The organism is Paenibacillus sp. B46(2026) (assembly GCF_056786355.1).
Genome location: NZ_CM165907.1, coordinates 2,353,320 through 2,370,947 on the forward strand (window position 1 = coordinate 2,353,320; position 17,628 = coordinate 2,370,947).

The window sequence follows — 17,628 nt, forward strand, 5'->3', positions numbered from 1 at the left end:
AAGAAATTCATTATTAATATCAATATTATTATAATATAACCAAAGGGGGAAAGAAAACATGAAATTTACTGATGGATTCTGGATGACTCGTGAAGGGTACCACATTCAAAACCCGACTGACATTCGTGATATTGTGCAAAAAGGGGATTCTTTGACCGTATATGCGGCAACTAAATATATTCGCACCAAAGGCGACACATTGAACGGAACTTTGCTTAAAGCAACGTACAGCTCACCTATGCCTAACGTTATTCGTGTAACCTTGAATCACCATAAGGGTGGAGTGAAAAAAGGGCCTGTATTTGAGCTTAACACGCAAGATGCGAACGTGGACATCTCGAAAAATGAACAAGGTGCTGTTTTGAAAAGCGGCAACCTGGAAGTTCAAATCGACAAAACGAACGGATGGGACGTCAGCTTCCTGTATGGAGGAAAACGGATTACAGGTAGCGGTCAAAGAGCGGCTGGTTACATTACAGGTCCGAGCAAGGAAGCGTACTTCCGCGAGCAGCTTGATCTCGGTATTGGTGAATACGTTTACGGACTCGGTGAGCGCTTCACACCATTTGTTAAGAATGGCCAAATCGTAGATACCTGGAATGAGGATGGCGGTACAAGCAGTGAGCAGTCCTATAAAAACATTCCGTTCTATTTGTCCAATAAAGGATATGGCGTATTTGTAAATCATCCTGAACGTGTATCGTATGAGATTGCATCCGAGAACGTATCTAAAGTGCAGTTCAGCGTAGAAGGAGAGACGTTGGAATACTTCATTATCGGCGGTGACAATCCAAAGGATGTACTTGATAATTATACGAAATTAACAGGTAAACCAGCGCTTCCACCGGCATGGACATTTGGTCTGTGGCTGACAACATCATTCACAACGGATTATGATGAAGCAACGGTTAACCATTTCGTAGATGGTATGGCTGAACGTGATCTTCCGCTTTCTGTATTCCATTTTGACTGCTTCTGGATGAAGGAATACCAATGGTCTGATTTCGTATGGGATGAAGCGATGTTCCCGGATCCGGAAGGCATGCTTGCACGTCTGAAAGAAAAGGGTCTTAAAATCTGTGCTTGGATCAATCCATATATTGCAGAAAAATCCTACTTGTTCGATGAAGGTATGGAGAACGGTTATCTGGTGAAAACAGCGGATGGCAGTGTATGGCAATGGGATATGTGGCAAGCAGGTATGGCTCTGGTTGATTTCACGAATCCGGATGCTGTGAATTGGTATAAGAGTAAACTGGAAGTCCTGCTTGATCAAGGTGTGGATTCCTTCAAGACCGACTTCGGTGAAAGAATTCCGACAGATGTCGTGTACTTCGATGGCTCTGATCCGGTTAAAATGCACAACTACTATACACAGCTCTATAACAAAGCTGTATTTGAATTGCTCGAAGAGAAGATTGGCAAAAACGAAGCTGCCCTGTTTGCACGCTCTGCAACAGCAGGGGGTCAACAGTTCCCGGTTCACTGGGGCGGAGACTGCTCTTCGACGTATGAATCCATGGCTGAATCACTTCGCGGCGGCCTCTCACTTGGACTTTCCGGTTTCGGATTCTGGAGCCATGATATCAGTGGTTTTGAAAGCACAGCGAGCCCTGACGTATACAAACGCTGGGTACAATTCGGACTTTTATCTTCCCACAGCCGCCTGCACGGAAGCACTTCGTATCGTGTGCCTTGGTTGTTTGACGAGGAATCCGTGGACGTTGTTCGTGACTTTACCAAACTCAAAATCAGCCTGATGCCATATCTGTACAATTCTGCGGTGGAGTCGACGGTAAGAGGTATTCCGATGATGCGCGCTATGCTGCTGGATTTCCCAGAGGACCCAACAACGTATAGCCTGGATACTCAATATATGTTTGGTGATTCAATCCTGGTGGCTCCAATCTTCAACAAGGAGGGAGATGTTCGTTACTACCTGCCTGAAGGAACTTGGACGAACTATCTGACTGGAGCTAAAGTACAAGGTGGACGCTGGATCAGTGAAAACCATGACTTCAAAACACTGCCAATGATGGTTAAGCCAAACAGCCTGATCGCTGTCGGTGCTGTGGATAGCAAACCGGATTATGACTTTGCGAATGATGTGTCCCTGCACTTGTTTGAACTGGCTGATGGCGAAACGGCTCAAGCTGTCGTTGTGAACCAAGGTGCTGAGAAGGAACTGACAGTTAACGTTACACGTAAGGGATCGGTGCTGGACGTTCGCGCTGAAGGCGCAGGCAAACCATGGAACATCGTGCTTCGCGGCATTGAGAGTGTATCTAGCGTTGAAGGTGGTTCCCAGGTGTCTGGTGCCAATGGTGTTGTCATTACGGCAGCAACAGGCGCAACTGCACTTACAATTCAACTGTAACATGATATAGTAGACGAGAGGACGGTACCGAAAGGTGCCGTCTGTTTGTCTACGATGATAGGAGATCGAATGAAATGAGTACAACGAATTCGGGTTTACACCGCACGATATCATCAGAGATGCTGCATCATCTGGTGGAGAAAAGTTTTGGAACCGCTACCAAAGTGAAGGGGTTTGGTCTCCTGCAAGGGGGTCTGTTTAATACAACCTATCGGCTTCAACTCGAGCATGCATCATTTACGGATGTAATTTTACGTTTGGCCCCGGAGCGGGCTGAGCATTCGGATACTTCTGTCCGTGATCCCCTTTTTTCGTTCGAACGTACCATGATGGCTGCTGAACCGGTCGTGTATGAATATTATCGTAAGGCAGGCATTGCTGCCCCAAACATTATTGCCTGTGATGACAGTGGATCTATTATTCCGAGAACGTACATGTTTATGGAATTTATCCCTAGCAAGCAGCTGGATCATTCATCGATTTCGGAAACAGATAAAGAACGATTGTACCAACAGCTTGGCGCTTATACCGCCATCATGCATCAGATCGAAGGTACATCGTTTGGCTGGCCGCAGGGGGATGGGACGATTAAAGGCTCGGATCATTGGTCCGAGGTACTATACTCTTTTGCAGAAGAAACGGCACTTAAAGCGGCACAAGCCGAGTATATGCCAGGTGTGGGGGAAGAGATCACAGCTATATTCATGAAAAATAAAGACATATTCGATCAGGTGACCCGTCCGGTACTCGTTCATAATGACCTGTGGGAAGCGAATGTACTTGTGCATGAGAAACAAGGTGAGCTAAACATTGCGGCAATCATTGACGGGGACCGATCCATGTTTGCTGACAGAGAGTTTGAAGCCATATTGTCGACAGAGTCGGTGGCTTTCCATGAAGGATATGATCTTCCTCTGGACTCATCCGCTGAAGGAGAGGCACGCAGGCTTGCCTACCGAATACTTTCTACCTATTTTAATGCGTATGTCCATGAACATCAGGTCAATCAACCCGAAGATGGTCAAAAGTATCGCCAGCGTACCCTGGATTTACTGGAGCAATGGAAGCAGCTTGCACCCAATTAATTCGCAGGAGGAATGAAGGATGAAGGAGTATCATCAGTACGCGGTGTGGGATGCGGCATGTTCACTTGAAGAACGATTGGATGACTGAGGGTAAACTCCTGGCTTTGTGTGAAGTTCTGGGACCAGGTGGGATTGTGAATGGGAAGGATATCCGGTGGACTACTATCCAGTGATACATTCCATATGTCTGAATAATCACGCTCAAAAACAACCACAATAATGCTGTTGTGTGTAGAATCTGTAAAGGTGGTTGTGGTATGAATGATAAAAAGTGGGACCTCGTCGCACTTGCTTCCATCCCTTTAATTATGACCTTGGGTAACTCCATGCTTATACCGATCCTGCCACAGATTGAACGTGAATTGAAGGTATCTGCATTCAAGGTCAGCATGCTCATTACAGTCTACGCTGTAGTTGCCATCCTGCTTATTCCACTCGCAGGATATTTGTCTGATCGTTTTGGCAGAAAAGCAATTATTATTCCCAGCCTCATCATTGCAGCCGTCGGAGGTGCTGTAGCTGGTGTGGCTGCATGGTTGCTGAACGGAAATATAGCCTACTGGACCATTTTAGGTGGCAGGTTATTACAGGGGGTTGGAGCAGCCGGCGCATTCCCTATTGTCATTCCTTTGGTTGGGGACATGTTCAATGATGAAGATCAGGTAAGCAAAAGTCTGGGAATCATTGAAACCTCGAATACGTTTGGTAAAGTGTTAAGTCCGATTCTGGGTGCAGCACTGGCTGTTTGGTTATGGTATTTACCCTTTATGGCTATTCCTATATTATGTGTTCTTTCGCTGATTCTGGTTATTTTTCTGGTGAAAACACCCAAGAAAAAAGAAAAGCCGCCCACCTTTACGGAATTTGTAGCTTCCATTCGGGACGTACTAAAAGAAAAAGGACGATGGTTGTACGCCTTGTTTGCAATCGGTGGAATTTGCATGTTTATTCTTTTTGGTGTGCTTTATTATCTATCCGAGACGTTAGAGAGCGAGTTCGCCATGAAAGGGATCGTAAAAGGTCTTGTGCTTGCGATTCCATTAGCAGCCCTGTGTCTTTTTTCCTTTTTCGCAGGAAAATGGATTGGAAAGAGTAAGCCTCGCATGAAATGGCTCGGATTCGCAGGACTTGTTCTTGTAACCGTTTCGCTGGGTGTTATTGGGATTTTTGATAATATCTACGTTGTGGTGGGACTGTTCACATTAGGAAGTGCTGGAATAGGAGCAACCTTGCCGTGTCTGGATGCCCTTATTACTGAAGGTGTAGATAAGAAACAGCGTGGTACGATTACGGGTTTGTTCAGCAGCATGCGATTCATAGGTGTGTCGCTCGGTCCTCCTATTGTGTCTCTGCTGATTGGCACACAACATTTTTGGCTTTTTGGAGTGCTCGCCGCATCTGGAGCCGTGGGGGGATTGCTCACATTATTTGCGGTCAAACCGGATAAGGGAGACCAACCTGCTTCAGGAAGCGGACAGAAACAGGATGAACGGCACAACGATCGGATGGAGACGAGTAGAGGTTATGCTCCTGTACGGCGCAAGAAAAATCCACTCTAGATGGATGGTGCCAGCCGACAAACTCATTCTCATTTTAATTGAACACCATGAACACATAAAAAACGCGTTTACGCCTGAGAAAGCATGTGCTTCCTCGGTGTAAACGCGTTTTCTTGAACATAGGAATGAAACACGTAATCGCCATTCAAATTGACGGGTTTATTCCTTATTTCTGGTATCTTGCGTATTATGTTCCGAATCCTTGAGCTGATCTGTATTTGTTGCAGTTATATGCGTATGAACAAGCAGAGGATGAGCTTCTATGGAGAAGCTTCCACTTCGTTTTCCCTGAATCAGATAGATAAGCAGGAAAAGAATCATGAACATGACGGAATAACGATACATATCGGTATAACTGGTTATCGATGCAATCGCACCAAGTAGCAGTGCACCTGTCGCAATACCCAGATCCAACGAGTTCAGAAACATGCCGTTCGCCATTCCACGTTGAGAAGGAGATACCACCTGAATCATCCAGGTCTGCAGAGATGATTGCATGGACCCATACCCAATCCCGTAGATAAAGGCTGCAATGAACAGCATGGACATTGAAGTTGCGCAGGAGAGGAGAATGAGTCCTCCAGCAATGAATATGGCTCCTGGGATGAGCAATGCTTTTGGACCTTTGCTGTCATAGATCCGCCCCGCAAATGGTCTGACCAACAACACAGCAAGTGCGTTGAACAAAAAGAAAAGTGCTGGATTAGCCAGATTGGCTTCCTTGCCATACAAAACGATGAATCCGACAAGCCCGCCATACGTGATGGATAACAGGCAATTCAGCACACTAGGCAGGATCAGCTTGCGGTTGAAAGGCGTTTTCTGTTTCGTGCTCGATACCGAAGCGGTTGTTGTTGCCTGGGCATTGAGGCCATTAATGTTATCGGTTCTTACTGCTTTTTTGCGTGTCAGCGTATAACTCAGTGGATAGATGACTGCGATAACACCCGCAGTACATAACATGAGGGTTACAAATCCTGCGCCCTGGAGTAATGTAACACCGATGATAGGTCCCATGGACATAGCCAAGCTCGTAGATAGCCCAAAGTAACCCATTCCTTCACCCATTCGTTTGACGGGTACAATGTCCGAAGCCATTGTAGGAAAAGCAGTGCTACTCATACCAAACCCGATACCAAACAACATTCTCAGCAATAACAGCACAGCTATACCTGCAGCAAAATAATAACCAAGCGTTGCGAGCAGGGCTATCGACAGTCCAATGTAGATCATGGCATTACGAAGACCCTTCTCCAGTGCTTTCGCAGAATAGAGTCGGGCTGCAATGGCGCTGAGCGCAAACAGACAGGTAAACAAGCTCACTTCAAACGCATTGGCGTGAAATCGTTCCTGGACATAGGACGGAAGCGGAGAGACGATCATGTGCAATTGCAAGAATAACAAAAAGTTGCATAGCATTAGCAAAATAAAATCGGTAGTCCATAGCCTAACTTGTGTAGATTGTTCTTTCATGATGACGTATTCCCCCTGAGTTGTAATACATTACAGATTGCGATTTATGAGGGAAAGAGTATGTTTAAATGCTTCCATCTGGTCTTCGGGTATACCTTCAGCAAGTTCTTTATTCATTTCTCTTTCAATTGGAACAAGAATATCGATTAATGCTTTGCCTTCCTTGGTGAGATATAACAGGTAGGCTCTGCGATCTTGTTCGCTGGTCCGGCGTTCTACCCAGCCCTTTTTCTCCACCAGATCAATAATCCGGGCAGTGGTTGGTTGGTCTTTGAAGACACGCGCGGCCAATTCTTTCTGATTGACACCTTCACCTCGGTCAACATTAAATAAGACAGAGAATTGCTCTGTTGTAATATCATAAGGTTTGAACCGCGTTGCAAGTAAGGCTACTGCTCTGCGATGCGTGAAACCAAGCATGAATCCGACAGATTGCTCCAGTGTATAGTCCATGTATTGTGCAACCTCGCTTTCCATCATTAAAAGTTCCAAATCAATTAGTTGTTATAACAACTATATGGCAAACAAGTAATTTTGTCAAAATTGAATATTCACATACAAGCCAAAGCCCATGCATGCTATGCAAACATCAAATAATCCTGATAGAATGAAAATGAAACCGCTTCTATGTAAATGAATGTCCAGAGTATTTCAAGATTGGTGAATTTCAATTCACTCTAACCGATGTTGGAGATGACCAAGGAGAGCTGTATATGCTGAAGAACATTCCCGCCATAATCCCTCCGGAGTTACTCAAAATCATGTCTGAAATGGGGCATGGAGATGAGCTGGTTCTGGCAGATGGAAATTTCCCGGCAGCCAGTCACGCCAAGCGCCTGGTACGTTGTGATGCACTGGGAGTCGTCGAACTGCTGGAAGCCATCCTGCAATTATATCCACTGGATACCTATGCCGAACGTCCAGCTGCTGTCATGCAGGTTGTAAAAGGGGATCCGGTGATCCCGATCGTATGGGAAGAGTACCGCCGATTAATTGAAGAATACGAAGGCATCACGGATGCTTTCGATCATGAAGAACGATTTGAATTTTATGAACGTGCTTCGCGTGCCTATGTCATTGTTGCAACTGGTGAGCGTGCGCAATATGCCAATCTGATTCTGAAGAAAGGCGTCATTTTCCCTGATGCTGATCCTGGTCAGCAACAGCAGAATGCTGAATCGAACTGAAGAATTATGGCGACGGAGCAGCGAATGCTTTAGTCGTCTTTTTATTTTTGCCAATACGAAGTCAACGAATAGTCAGCTCAATGCCCAAGATACTACAAACTTTGGTGCAGATGATGAATGGGGAAAAGGAAAGGACTGTTTTACAATTGAAAGATATACAACCGATGAGACCATGGTCTCCATCCCAGAGGAGTTGAGTGAAGTGCAGCACCGAATCAGACAAGCGGTTCTTCCTGATTGTAATGAAGTGGGACGATTGTTCAATGAGTACAGGATGTTCTACAACCAAAATGCTGACATTGAGGCAGCACGTCAGTATATTAAAGAACGAATGGAACGCCATGAATCGATGATTTTGGTAGCAGAAACAGATGTGGAAAGTGATCATGGGACAGATGAAAGTAACGGTAAGCCAATCTCGAATGGCCTGAATTGTACAGGATTCGTTCAGCTGTATCCCAGTTTCAGCTCGGTATCGATGGGGCCGATCTGGGTGCTTAATGATCTATTTGTACATCCTGATTATCGTCAGCAAGGCATTGCAAGGAAGCTGCTGCAAGCAGCCAAGCGATTGGCATCTGAACGTGGAGTTCTTCGTATATCACTCTCTACTGAGTCAGGTAACACGCAAGCGCAAGCTTTATATGAATCTGAAGGATATGCACAGGATACCAAATTCATGTATTATGAACTTAATGTATAAAAATGAATGGCAGACCCGTAGTAGGGAACGAGGGAGGGGAGTCGCAACATGATGCAGTGGATTGCCATGATCACGATGTTAATTGATCATATAGGGGCTGTCTTTTTTCCACATATTATAGAACTGAGGATCATAGGTCGTATCGCTTTTCCAATCTATGCTTTTGCAGTGTATATCGGTTATAAACATACACGAGACGTACAAAAATACATATGGCGGCTGTTCTGGATCGCGATAATATCACAGGTGCCGTTCATGGCTGCGTTTAATCATTACTCATTGAATGTGGTATGGACGTTGTGGTCAGCTCTTTTGGTACTATTCGTTATCGATAAACTGCCATCCCGCCTACTGGGTATTCTGATTGTAATTGGAGCAGGTTGGTTTATGGAAATTAGCCAGATGGATTACGGAATGTATGGATTGTTATTGGTCCTCTTATTCCGTTATTTCCAGGGTCCTGTACTTGTAGTGGCCCATGTCGTGTTAAATGCACTGTATCTTCTGCTGCATAACAGCTCTGTGCAAATGTATAGTGTAATGGCAACTGCCGGTATTGCCATTGCTCAATATTATCAAGCAGGTTTCCGCATGAAGGGGCCACGTTGGGTTTGGCGCTATTTCTATCCAGCTCATCTCGCCATCATTGCAATTATCCGATGGGTGTAAACGAATGATCCAGTAATGCGAAGTGAAGCAAAGAAGCCACATTCTCTTCAGTGAATGTGGCTTCTTTGTGTTCCAATATTATTTTAAATGTTGATGATAGATTGAACTTACTCATCTACTCCATTGCTGTAGAAGTGCCATTATGGCGCCGAATTGCGGCGGGGAAATACCCAATCTGAACAGCGTAGTCTAACATGGCGGAGATGAATCGATCATCTGTTTTCGCACATGAGATTCCGGCAGGTTCCACATAAGCTGTTGTGACAGGGCAGGCATAGACATAAGCTGAATCCTTTGCACCGTCGCCTTCAAGCTGAGCAATGGCCAACTGTAGAGCTTCAGGCTCCTTGCTGATGCTGGCATCGAACAACCAACGTGTGTAATCCGCAAAAGGTAGCGTGTCGACTTCATAACCAGCCCGATTTACAGAACGGATCAGCTCATCATAGCTGATGGGCTCCGGATTACAGATATGGAATACTCGACCGGCTGTATCCTGACGTAAGGCGAGATGAGCAATGGCTTCACTTGCATAGTTGATGGGTGTAAAATCTACCATCCAGTCAGCTGCAGGAGCCTTGCCGAGCAATAACATCGCTTTGATCATACGATAGAAGGCGTTGCTATCAATATTGGACTGGAAGCGTCCAGTTTCGGAGTGGCAAGTGAGATTACCTGCACGATAGATACTGACAGGTACACCCTCCTCGGCGGCAATCATGAGCACTTTCTCGGCTTCAAGCTTGCTGTCCGAATACAGGTTGTCCACATGCAGATCAGCCGGGAACCGATCATATTGCAGGGAGGACTCCCATTGTCCGCTGAGTGCGAGATCTTCCGGAATACCCATCGTGGATACATGGTGGAAGGAGGCTCCAGGCTTGCTGCGAATCAAGTCTAGCAATGCGACCGTTCCTTCCACGTTCGTTTTGGCGAACTGATCTGCATCTCCAAAATGACGTACGTCTGCAGCGCAGTGGATAACACGGTCAATTCGATCCTGAACATAAGCTGTTTGTTCAGCTGACAGACCGAGATTAGGTTGTTCGAGATCTCCTTCAATAATCTCCACGCGAGATGTGAGTTGATCAGTCAGTTGTTTGCCGAAATATCCTTCCAGCACTTTAGTCAAACGATCCATTGCAGTTATACCACTGGTCGGGCGACGAACTAGCGTGTAGATTCGTGTACTTGAATTCAGAATTAACTGTTGCAGCACATGAGAGCCCAGATATCCAGTTGCTCCGGTCAGTAACACATGCTCAGGTTCACGAATGACCGGATATCCCAACTGGGATGCCAGTTCTACAGGATGTTCGGATAATTGTGTGATCATGCCATCGGTCACCACTGAATCCGTAACTTCTGCTGCACTGAGAGACAGTACTTCCACACGACGAGCAAGAGCGCGGATGGTTTTCTCGGCAAAGAAATCGGCAATTTTCAGCTGCGGATAATGCGGCTTCAGAATGACCAGCACATGGATAACCCGGAGTGAATCACCGCCGATATTGAAGAAGCTGTCTTCGACACCAAAGTCATCGTGCTGAAGGATTTCTTTCCATGCATCCAGGATAATGGATTCCGTCTCCGTCTCAGGCATGACCCGGTCAGGGCGATCTTCATGTCGTTCCACATGAGGTAGGGATACCATCGCTTTGCGATTGATTTTCCCAGTCGGTGCAATCGGCATTTCATCCAGCTGACAGATCCACTTCGGTACAAAATAAGAAGGGAGTTTCTCTGTCAGTTCTGCCTTGATTTCCGAAACAGAGAGGGTACTGCCATCTTTCGATGTAAAATACCCAACCAGCATATTTTGTCCATCCGATTCTTTCTTCGGAATGACCGCAACGTTCTGGATCTGATTAAGCCGTGCAAAGTGATCTTCAATCTCCCCGATCTCAATGCGGTGACCACGAATTTTTAGCTGTGAGTCACTGCGACCGACATATTCCAGCAATCCGGTATCCAGCAATTTGGCAATATCGCCAGACTTGTAGATTTTCTCACCTATCGCAAACGGGTTCTCAATGAATGCTTGCTCTGTACGTTCTGGCTGATTCAGATATCCTTTGGCCAGTGCAGGGGTAGCAATATATACCTCACCAGGCACGCCTACCGGACAGAGCTGTTGTTCTTCATTCACAATGTATACTTTGTAGTTATGAATCGGTTTACCGATAGGGATGTTCACCACATGTTCGGGAACCTGCTCACTGATGCGGTGAGTGGCTGTGGCTACTGTACATTCGGTAGGTCCATACACATTAACAATATCAATCTGGTTTCCAAATTTGCGCTGGAAGGCACGAACCTGTTCACCATAGAGCGCTTCTCCGGCTACGGTAATGATTCTGACTTTGGCCAGCTTGTGGAAACCTTCTTCGGATAAATAGGATGCAAGCTGATTGAAGAAGATCGTAGGCAGTATCGTTATAATGGTTGTTCCTGTACGTTCAATTGCACTTGCAAATTCTTCAACAGATACACGTTCTTCCGCAGACAACAGATATAATTCTGCTCCATAGAACAAGGCACCAATCGTATCCCACACGGATGCATCGAAGCTGTATGTAGCAAACTGGGTTAATACATCACCTGGTTGAATGTCACAATCACGCTGCACCACACTACCAAGATTAGTGACTCCCCGATGAGCAATCAGTGCGCCTTTGGGCTTACCGGTCGACCCTGAAGTGTAGATAATATACGCAAGATCATCTGGCTGAATATCCAGATTGGGGTTGCTTGCTGCAAATCCGGCTAGACGACCATCCACAGCGAGAATCTGACGGACGGTAGCTATACTGGAGAACAAGCTGGAAGCTTGGGCAAACGAGGCTTCCGTTGTCAGCACAAATGAGGACGCTGTATCTTCTACAATATAACTGTTACGTTCCTGTGGATGCTCAGGGTCGATCGGGACATATGCACCACCTGCCTTTAGAATACCGAGCAGGGAGATGATGGTCTCCAGACTTCGATCCATAAAGATACTGACGAAGTCACCTTTCTGCAATCCATTGGATAACAGAACACGTGCAACCTGATTAGCACGTTCGTTCAATTCTCTATACGTATAACGTGCAGATGGTGATGTAATCGCTGGTGAATCCGGATATGCTGCTGCCGTTGCTTCGAACCAGCCGTGAACCGTCTGATTCGCTGGTTCGAGAACGGAATTATCATTCATTTCACGGTACAGCAATCGATCAGAGGCGGAAAGAATATCCACCGCACCGATTGCTTTGTCACCGTCACGCACGAGGGCAAGTAGAAGAGTCTGATAGTATTCTGCATATCTCAGCACGGTAGACTCTTTCAACAGTGAAGTGTCATAGAACAGATCGAGAATGAGCATGTTCTGATCATCTCGAACGTTCCAATTCAATATTTGAGGAGCTTGAGGCAACTGTACGCTATTCAGCATAAACAACGTTTCAGGGTATCCACCGGTTTGCAGGGTGTAGTCAATCTTGAGCTGCTCTGAAACCTGATGACATAGTTGGCTGAATGTCAATTTTCCCTCAATCTGTAATGAAAGATAGGAAGCTGCCTGATCGGGAGCAAGTATACCTATGGCAAGTTCCTGTTCAGCTGACAATCGGAATAACAAGGCTGCATAAGCTGAGAGGAGCACCGGGTACACCATCTGTTCTCCAAACTTCTGTTTAAGTTCACGACTCAGAGAAGCATGTAATGTAATTTGAGCAGACTGATAAGAGAATGATTGTTGACGTCGCCCAAAATCCAGTGGAATCTGCAGAACCGGCAGGCCAGATTCCATGGAATGGGAAGATGATGATTGGTTTTCAATCACTTCAGTTATTCCTCCTTGGTTCAAACCGAATGTTTGTGGATTTGAATTATTGTTTGCTTACATTGAAATGAGAGATCAGTTCTTGTAGTTCCTCAGACATGCTGTTAAGGCGTGTGGAGGAGTCTACCAGTGTAATCAAAGATGCTTTTTGCTCATCAACAGATGAGGAAATTTGTTCACTGCTGTTTGCTGCCTTACTTACGCTTGAAGACAAGTCATCTGCTGTAGCGGTCATTTCCTCCGTACTCGCAGAGATTTCTTCCGTCGCGCTTGATACTTCCTGAATCTGATTAGACACTTTTTTCGCTGCTTCTAAAATATCTTCAAACAATTGTCCTGTTTGATCCGCTACGCTGAGTCCTGTGTCTACTTCTGACGTACCTTGTTCCATGGCACGAACAGCTTGTTTAATTCCAGCCTGAATCTCCTGGATCAATACGCCAACCTGGCTGGTCGCTTGTTCAGACTGCTCGGCAAGTTTGCGAACTTCACCTGCAACAACTGCAAATCCTCTTCCTTCTTCACCGACACGTGCTGCTTCAATGGATGCATTGAGGGCAAGCAAGTTCGTTTGGCTGGAGATTCCCGAGATAATATTGAGAATATCGCCGATTTCCTGTGAACGACTCTCCAGAACCTCAATGGCGGAAGCGGTATTCTTAACCGATTCGGTAATCAGATTCATCTGTTCGGACACTTGACGGACAACGCTGTTCCCTTGTTGTGAGCGACGTTCCATTTCATACGCTTCATCCGCTACACTTGCGGAGCTGCTGGCAATCGTCTGAATCACGGTAGCCATCTCGGACATGGCACGTGCACTATCCCGGGTTGCCTGCTCCTGTGAACGAATGTTGGAAGTGATTTGTGTAACATTGTTATTAATGGAATCCGCATTCTCGCTGTTTCTTTCGGAAACTTCATATAGTTCTTTGGCGGACTGATTCACTTCTTGTGACGTGATTTGCACTTTAACGATCGTATCGTTGATTTTGCGAACCATGGTGTTGAACTTCTCATTAACGAGTCCCAGATCGTCTTTGCCTGTCGGAATATTGACATTCAAATTACCCCGACTTACGTCATCAATTCCTTTGATCAAGTGACGGATAGGGGAAAGTGTATTTTTAACGACAAGGTATTGGATAATCAGGAATAACAGCAAGAAGGCAACCAGGATAATAATTCCGTTCTTAAGCAATGAGTTCAGTCCTGCGGGTACGGCGGATGCATCTGCATCAACGGCAAAATAAGAGAAAATTTTTCCGTTGCTGTCTTTGATTGGATAAGCAATCGTAGTCCATGTGCCGAAATCATCGGAATAGAACGTGGTGAACGTTGGTCGATCCGTATTGAGCATTTCTTTCAGTGCATTGGCTACGACAACCGGCTGCTCATACATGTCACCAATATTTACTTTTTCACTTTGAAAAGCCTCTCTTAGGTTGGTCGGCATCGCTACAAGGGAAGTTAACCTCTTGTTATCGCCACCGAGCTCCACACCGAAGATGTAGGCTTGTGCAATGTTAGGATAATATTCTTGCATTTCATCGAAATAGGCTCGTAATTTCGTTTGTGTTGTTCCGTCATAACTGCCTTCCGCAATAGCAGCTTGTACATCGGCGGGGTTGATATCTTCAGCCCACTTCTTGGTGATTTGTGCAACCTGTCCATGCAATTGATCGACTAGAACCGTTTTCTGAAAATAGTAACTACTCGCGATCAGTGCTACCCCGATAATGATGATATTGGTAAATGAGAGCAACAAATTTTTGGAGAAAAACGACATGCTTTTCCAACTTAATGATTTCACTAAATTCCACTCCTGATCTTCTTTAAATTAAGGAACTTTAGGGTTGCTTTGTACAGTGAACTAGGTCATTCTGAATCCCCTCCAAAGGAAATTTATGCGACAATGGTCTTGGTTTGTCAGTCGATTTCTAGAGACTTATGTACCGTGTGAACCATAGGTGTCTAATTATTAAAACACATCTATAATTAATATGTCGTATAAAATGTCGTTAAATTGAATAGTTTCGTTAAAATTTTTTTAATATTTTACGTATTTATGGACATATCAGATGAAATATAGGTATTTAGAACTGTTTATTTTAAAATTTCCCATTTTTTAGTTTCATTCTGTATTCTATAACATGGTGGGTAAAAATACATCCATAAACATGGAAAAAAGATTGGTAAAGATGCAACAGAAGGCACGGATATACATCGGAAGCGGTTTTATCTATAATAACTACATATGCATTTCTCAAATTATGAGCAGGCGGGGGTTTATAGATGAATCTTAAACAGATAGCAGCAGAGCGTGCGGCAGAATATGTTGAAGATGGGATGAAGGTTGGATTAGGGACAGGTTCAACAGCTTATTATGCCATCTGCCGAATCGGTGAGCGGGTACGTGACGGATTGAATATTCAAGCTGTGGCCACTTCGGAAGCTTCGGACAAGCTCGCCCGGGAATGGGGTATCCCCATCGTTCCATTTGACCAGATTGGACGTCTGGATCTGACCATTGATGGCGCAGATGAAGTAGATCCCGAATTTAACCTGATCAAAGGTGGCGGAGGGGCTCTTTTGCGTGAGAAAATCGTGGCTGCCAATAGTGACAAATTGATTATTGTAGCAGATGGTAGCAAAGCCGTGCAAAAGTTGGGGAAATTCCCGCTACCGGTTGAGGTGGTTCCATTTGCTTCAGAGTGGACCTTCCAGGCTCTCGAAAAACTGGGGTGTCACCCACAATGGCGGATGGATGGACAGGAGCGTTATCTGACAGACAACGGAAATCTGATCGCGGATTGCCACATGGAAGTGATCGATCATGCTGCGGACCTTAATGTTCAATTGAATATGTTACCAGGTGTTGTTGATAACGGACTATTCGTGGATATGGCGAGTACAGTCATTCTTGCCCATGCGGACGGCAGTATTGAAGAGCTTCATCGTTCTTAATTTGAAAGAGGGTGCTTCATATAGGTATAAAAGAACTACCCCTAGTGGATGGTGAACTTGTTCTCCGGTGTGTGGAGAAGAAGGATCTAAGTGAACTTTATGAATTGATCTATAGTGATGACGTCCCGGAATGGAAGCAGTGGGATGCACCCTATTATCCTCTCGAACACGAAAGCTATGAAAGCTTTGAACAAGGTATGCTCAAACGTATGAACGTTGATCATAGCCATTCCAAACCTGTGTCGATCCGTATCATAGAATTTGACAGACAAATTGTGGGTACGATCAGCTATTATATAGAAGATGAGTTATCCATGTGGCTGGAAATGGGAATTGTGATATACAGATCTGCCCGATGGGGAAGCGGAATTGGTACGCGGTCACTTGTGATGTGGTCACGTCATTTGTTTGAACATCGACCTCTGGTTCGGGTTGGATTGACCACATGGTCCGGGAATGAACGAATGATGCGTGCGGCTGCAAAAGCCGGGTTGCAGGTGGAGGGGCGGATGCGGAAGTGTCGTATCGTTCGCGGGGAATTCTATGATTCAATTCGTATGGGAATGCTTCGCGAGGAGTGGGAGCAGAAGGTTTCGTCTAATGCGAGCGGAAATGTAAACAACTGATGGAGGATTATTGAAATGCTGAACACGGAGGACAACCGGGAACTATCTTTACAATTATTTGTGGTTCTTGTTCGGGCCTACAATTCTGTGACCTCACGTTCCAATCGGGACATCCAGAGTCACGGACTGAATACGACAGAATTTGGCGTGCTTGACTTGTTATATCATAAGGGACCACAGGCATTGCAAAAGATCGGTGAAAAGGTACTGATGTCCAGTGGTAATATTACGTATGTTGTAGATAAATTACAAAATAAAAATCTGTTGTTTCGTCGGCCATCCAAGGAAGATCGGCGTGTCATTTACGCTGAATTAACCGAGGAAGGAAGACAATTGTTCACAGAGATATTTCCTCAACATCACCAGGTTATCATTGATGCTTTGGAAGGACTGGACCCTTCAGAGAAAGTGGATGCGATACGGATGTTGAAGAAGCTGGGATTGGCTGCAGAAGGGAAAACTGACTTGCGTTCATAACGCAGGTCAGTTTTTTTGTGGAGCTCGGAAAGTACAGGCATATACTGACTGACTTGCAAGGCCCTCCATAATATAGGAAGATTGTTCTATACATTCATGATCAAGTAGAAGAACCTATCCCGATTGGAAGTTAGCTAACATGGATGAAATGCGTCATGCGACCCCAATCATTGCGATGACAGGCAATGTTATGCAAGGGGAGAAAGACAAGTGTAGGGAAGCCGGGATGAATGACTTCATCGGCAAACCGTTCACGTTGGAGATCCTGAGTACGATGATCCAGAAGTGGCAGCAATCTTCTGAATCGACAGAGGTACTGAATATGAGCATCGTACATGAGATTGCGGAATTAAATACCGATGGCGATCGCACACTTCTGGGTATGTTATTGGACATGTATCGTACCGAAACACCTGGCAAGATCGACGTGCTGCGCAGACATATTGTTTCGGGAGACCATGCAGCTGCAACAGGGGTAGCCCATGATCTGAAATCAGGGAGTCTGAGTCTGGGGATTCGTTATTTATCAACTTTGTTTGCCCGGATAGAGCAGTTCGCGAAGGAAGGCCAATCACGTAAAGCAGAACCTTTGCTGGATGCTTTGTTACCCGCCTATCAAGCAGCGTGTGGATCACTGCAACGAGTAAGTAAAGATTGAACATATCTAATAAGGAAAGAGGGT

The 17,628-nt window shown here is 45.3% G+C and carries 14 protein-coding genes; 10 read left to right on the forward strand and 4 right to left on the reverse strand.

The genetic code is table 11. The annotated features are described in order from the left end of the window. The first annotated feature begins 58 nt into the window (after positions 1-58). From yicI to bcbE, 3 genes are all read left to right on the forward strand, one after another. A complete protein-coding gene (gene yicI, locus AC1S8V_RS10785) occupies positions 59-2,377 on the forward strand; it encodes an alpha-xylosidase (protein ID WP_482073595.1) in 2,319 nt (772 codons plus the stop codon). 74 nt (positions 2,378-2,451) lie between these two features. Next, positions 2,452-3,462, forward strand: a complete 1,011-nt coding sequence (locus AC1S8V_RS10790; protein ID WP_482073596.1) for a phosphotransferase family protein — start codon at positions 2,452-2,454, stop codon at positions 3,460-3,462. A 257-nt stretch (positions 3,463-3,719) separates the two neighbouring features. Then, positions 3,720-5,021, forward strand: coding sequence for a bacillibactin exporter BcbE (gene bcbE / locus AC1S8V_RS10795; protein WP_482073597.1), 1,302 nt, complete (start codon positions 3,720-3,722; stop codon positions 5,019-5,021). A gap of 159 nt (positions 5,022-5,180) precedes the next feature. Here the strand turns inward: bcbE and AC1S8V_RS10800 are convergent, their stop codons facing one another. Together AC1S8V_RS10800 and AC1S8V_RS10805 are read right to left on the reverse strand one after the other, a co-directional pair. Beyond that, on the reverse strand, positions 5,181-6,494 hold the full coding sequence (locus AC1S8V_RS10800) for an MFS transporter (protein ID WP_482073598.1): 1,314 nt from the start codon (positions 6,492-6,494) through the stop codon (positions 5,181-5,183). Between the two features lie 30 nt (positions 6,495-6,524). Next, positions 6,525-6,974 (reverse strand): MarR family winged helix-turn-helix transcriptional regulator, encoded by a 450-nt coding sequence (locus tag AC1S8V_RS10805; protein WP_482073599.1) that lies wholly within the window; start codon positions 6,972-6,974, stop codon positions 6,525-6,527. A 233-nt stretch (positions 6,975-7,207) separates the two neighbouring features. On the opposite strand from AC1S8V_RS10805, the gene AC1S8V_RS10810 reads away from it, so the two are divergent. The 3 genes from AC1S8V_RS10810 to AC1S8V_RS10820 all read left to right on the forward strand — a co-directional run bounded on the left by AC1S8V_RS10810 (position 7,208) and on the right by AC1S8V_RS10820 (position 9,053). Next, a complete protein-coding gene (locus AC1S8V_RS10810; RefSeq protein ID WP_482073600.1) occupies positions 7,208-7,681 on the forward strand; it encodes an RbsD/FucU family protein in 474 nt (157 codons plus the stop codon). A 172-nt stretch (positions 7,682-7,853) separates the two neighbouring features. Further along, positions 7,854-8,384 (forward strand): GNAT family N-acetyltransferase, encoded by a 531-nt coding sequence (locus tag AC1S8V_RS10815; RefSeq protein WP_482074451.1) that lies wholly within the window; start codon positions 7,854-7,856, stop codon positions 8,382-8,384. Positions 8,385-8,432: 48 nt separating this feature from the next. Then, entirely contained in the window at positions 8,433-9,053 is a 621-nt protein-coding gene (locus AC1S8V_RS10820; RefSeq protein WP_482073601.1) for a TraX family protein, read from the forward strand. 115 nt (positions 9,054-9,168) lie between these two features. Here the strand turns inward: AC1S8V_RS10820 and AC1S8V_RS10825 are convergent, their stop codons facing one another. Then, positions 9,169-12,843, reverse strand: coding sequence for a non-ribosomal peptide synthetase family protein (locus AC1S8V_RS10825; protein ID WP_482074452.1), 3,675 nt, complete (start codon positions 12,841-12,843; stop codon positions 9,169-9,171). A gap of 79 nt (positions 12,844-12,922) precedes the next feature. Next, complete coding sequence (locus AC1S8V_RS10830; RefSeq protein WP_482074453.1) at positions 12,923-14,665, reverse strand: methyl-accepting chemotaxis protein; 1,743 nt, start codon at positions 14,663-14,665, stop codon at positions 12,923-12,925. Positions 14,666-15,171: 506 nt separating this feature from the next. Here AC1S8V_RS10830 and rpiA point away from each other — a divergent pair. The 4 genes from rpiA to AC1S8V_RS10850 all read left to right on the forward strand — a co-directional run bounded on the left by rpiA (position 15,172) and on the right by AC1S8V_RS10850 (position 17,604). Then, positions 15,172-15,843 (forward strand): ribose-5-phosphate isomerase RpiA, encoded by a 672-nt coding sequence (gene rpiA, locus AC1S8V_RS10835; protein WP_482073602.1) that lies wholly within the window; start codon positions 15,172-15,174, stop codon positions 15,841-15,843. 44 nt (positions 15,844-15,887) lie between these two features. Then, positions 15,888-16,469: a GNAT family N-acetyltransferase gene (locus AC1S8V_RS10840; RefSeq protein WP_482073603.1), complete on the forward strand. Its 582-nt coding sequence runs from the start codon at positions 15,888-15,890 to the stop codon at positions 16,467-16,469. Positions 16,470-16,484: 15 nt separating this feature from the next. Next, complete coding sequence (locus tag AC1S8V_RS10845; protein WP_336761151.1) at positions 16,485-16,946, forward strand: MarR family winged helix-turn-helix transcriptional regulator; 462 nt, start codon at positions 16,485-16,487, stop codon at positions 16,944-16,946. A 139-nt stretch (positions 16,947-17,085) separates the two neighbouring features. Further along, a complete protein-coding gene (locus tag AC1S8V_RS10850; protein ID WP_482073604.1) occupies positions 17,086-17,604 on the forward strand; it encodes an Hpt domain-containing protein in 519 nt (172 codons plus the stop codon). Positions 17,605-17,628 lie beyond the last annotated feature (24 nt).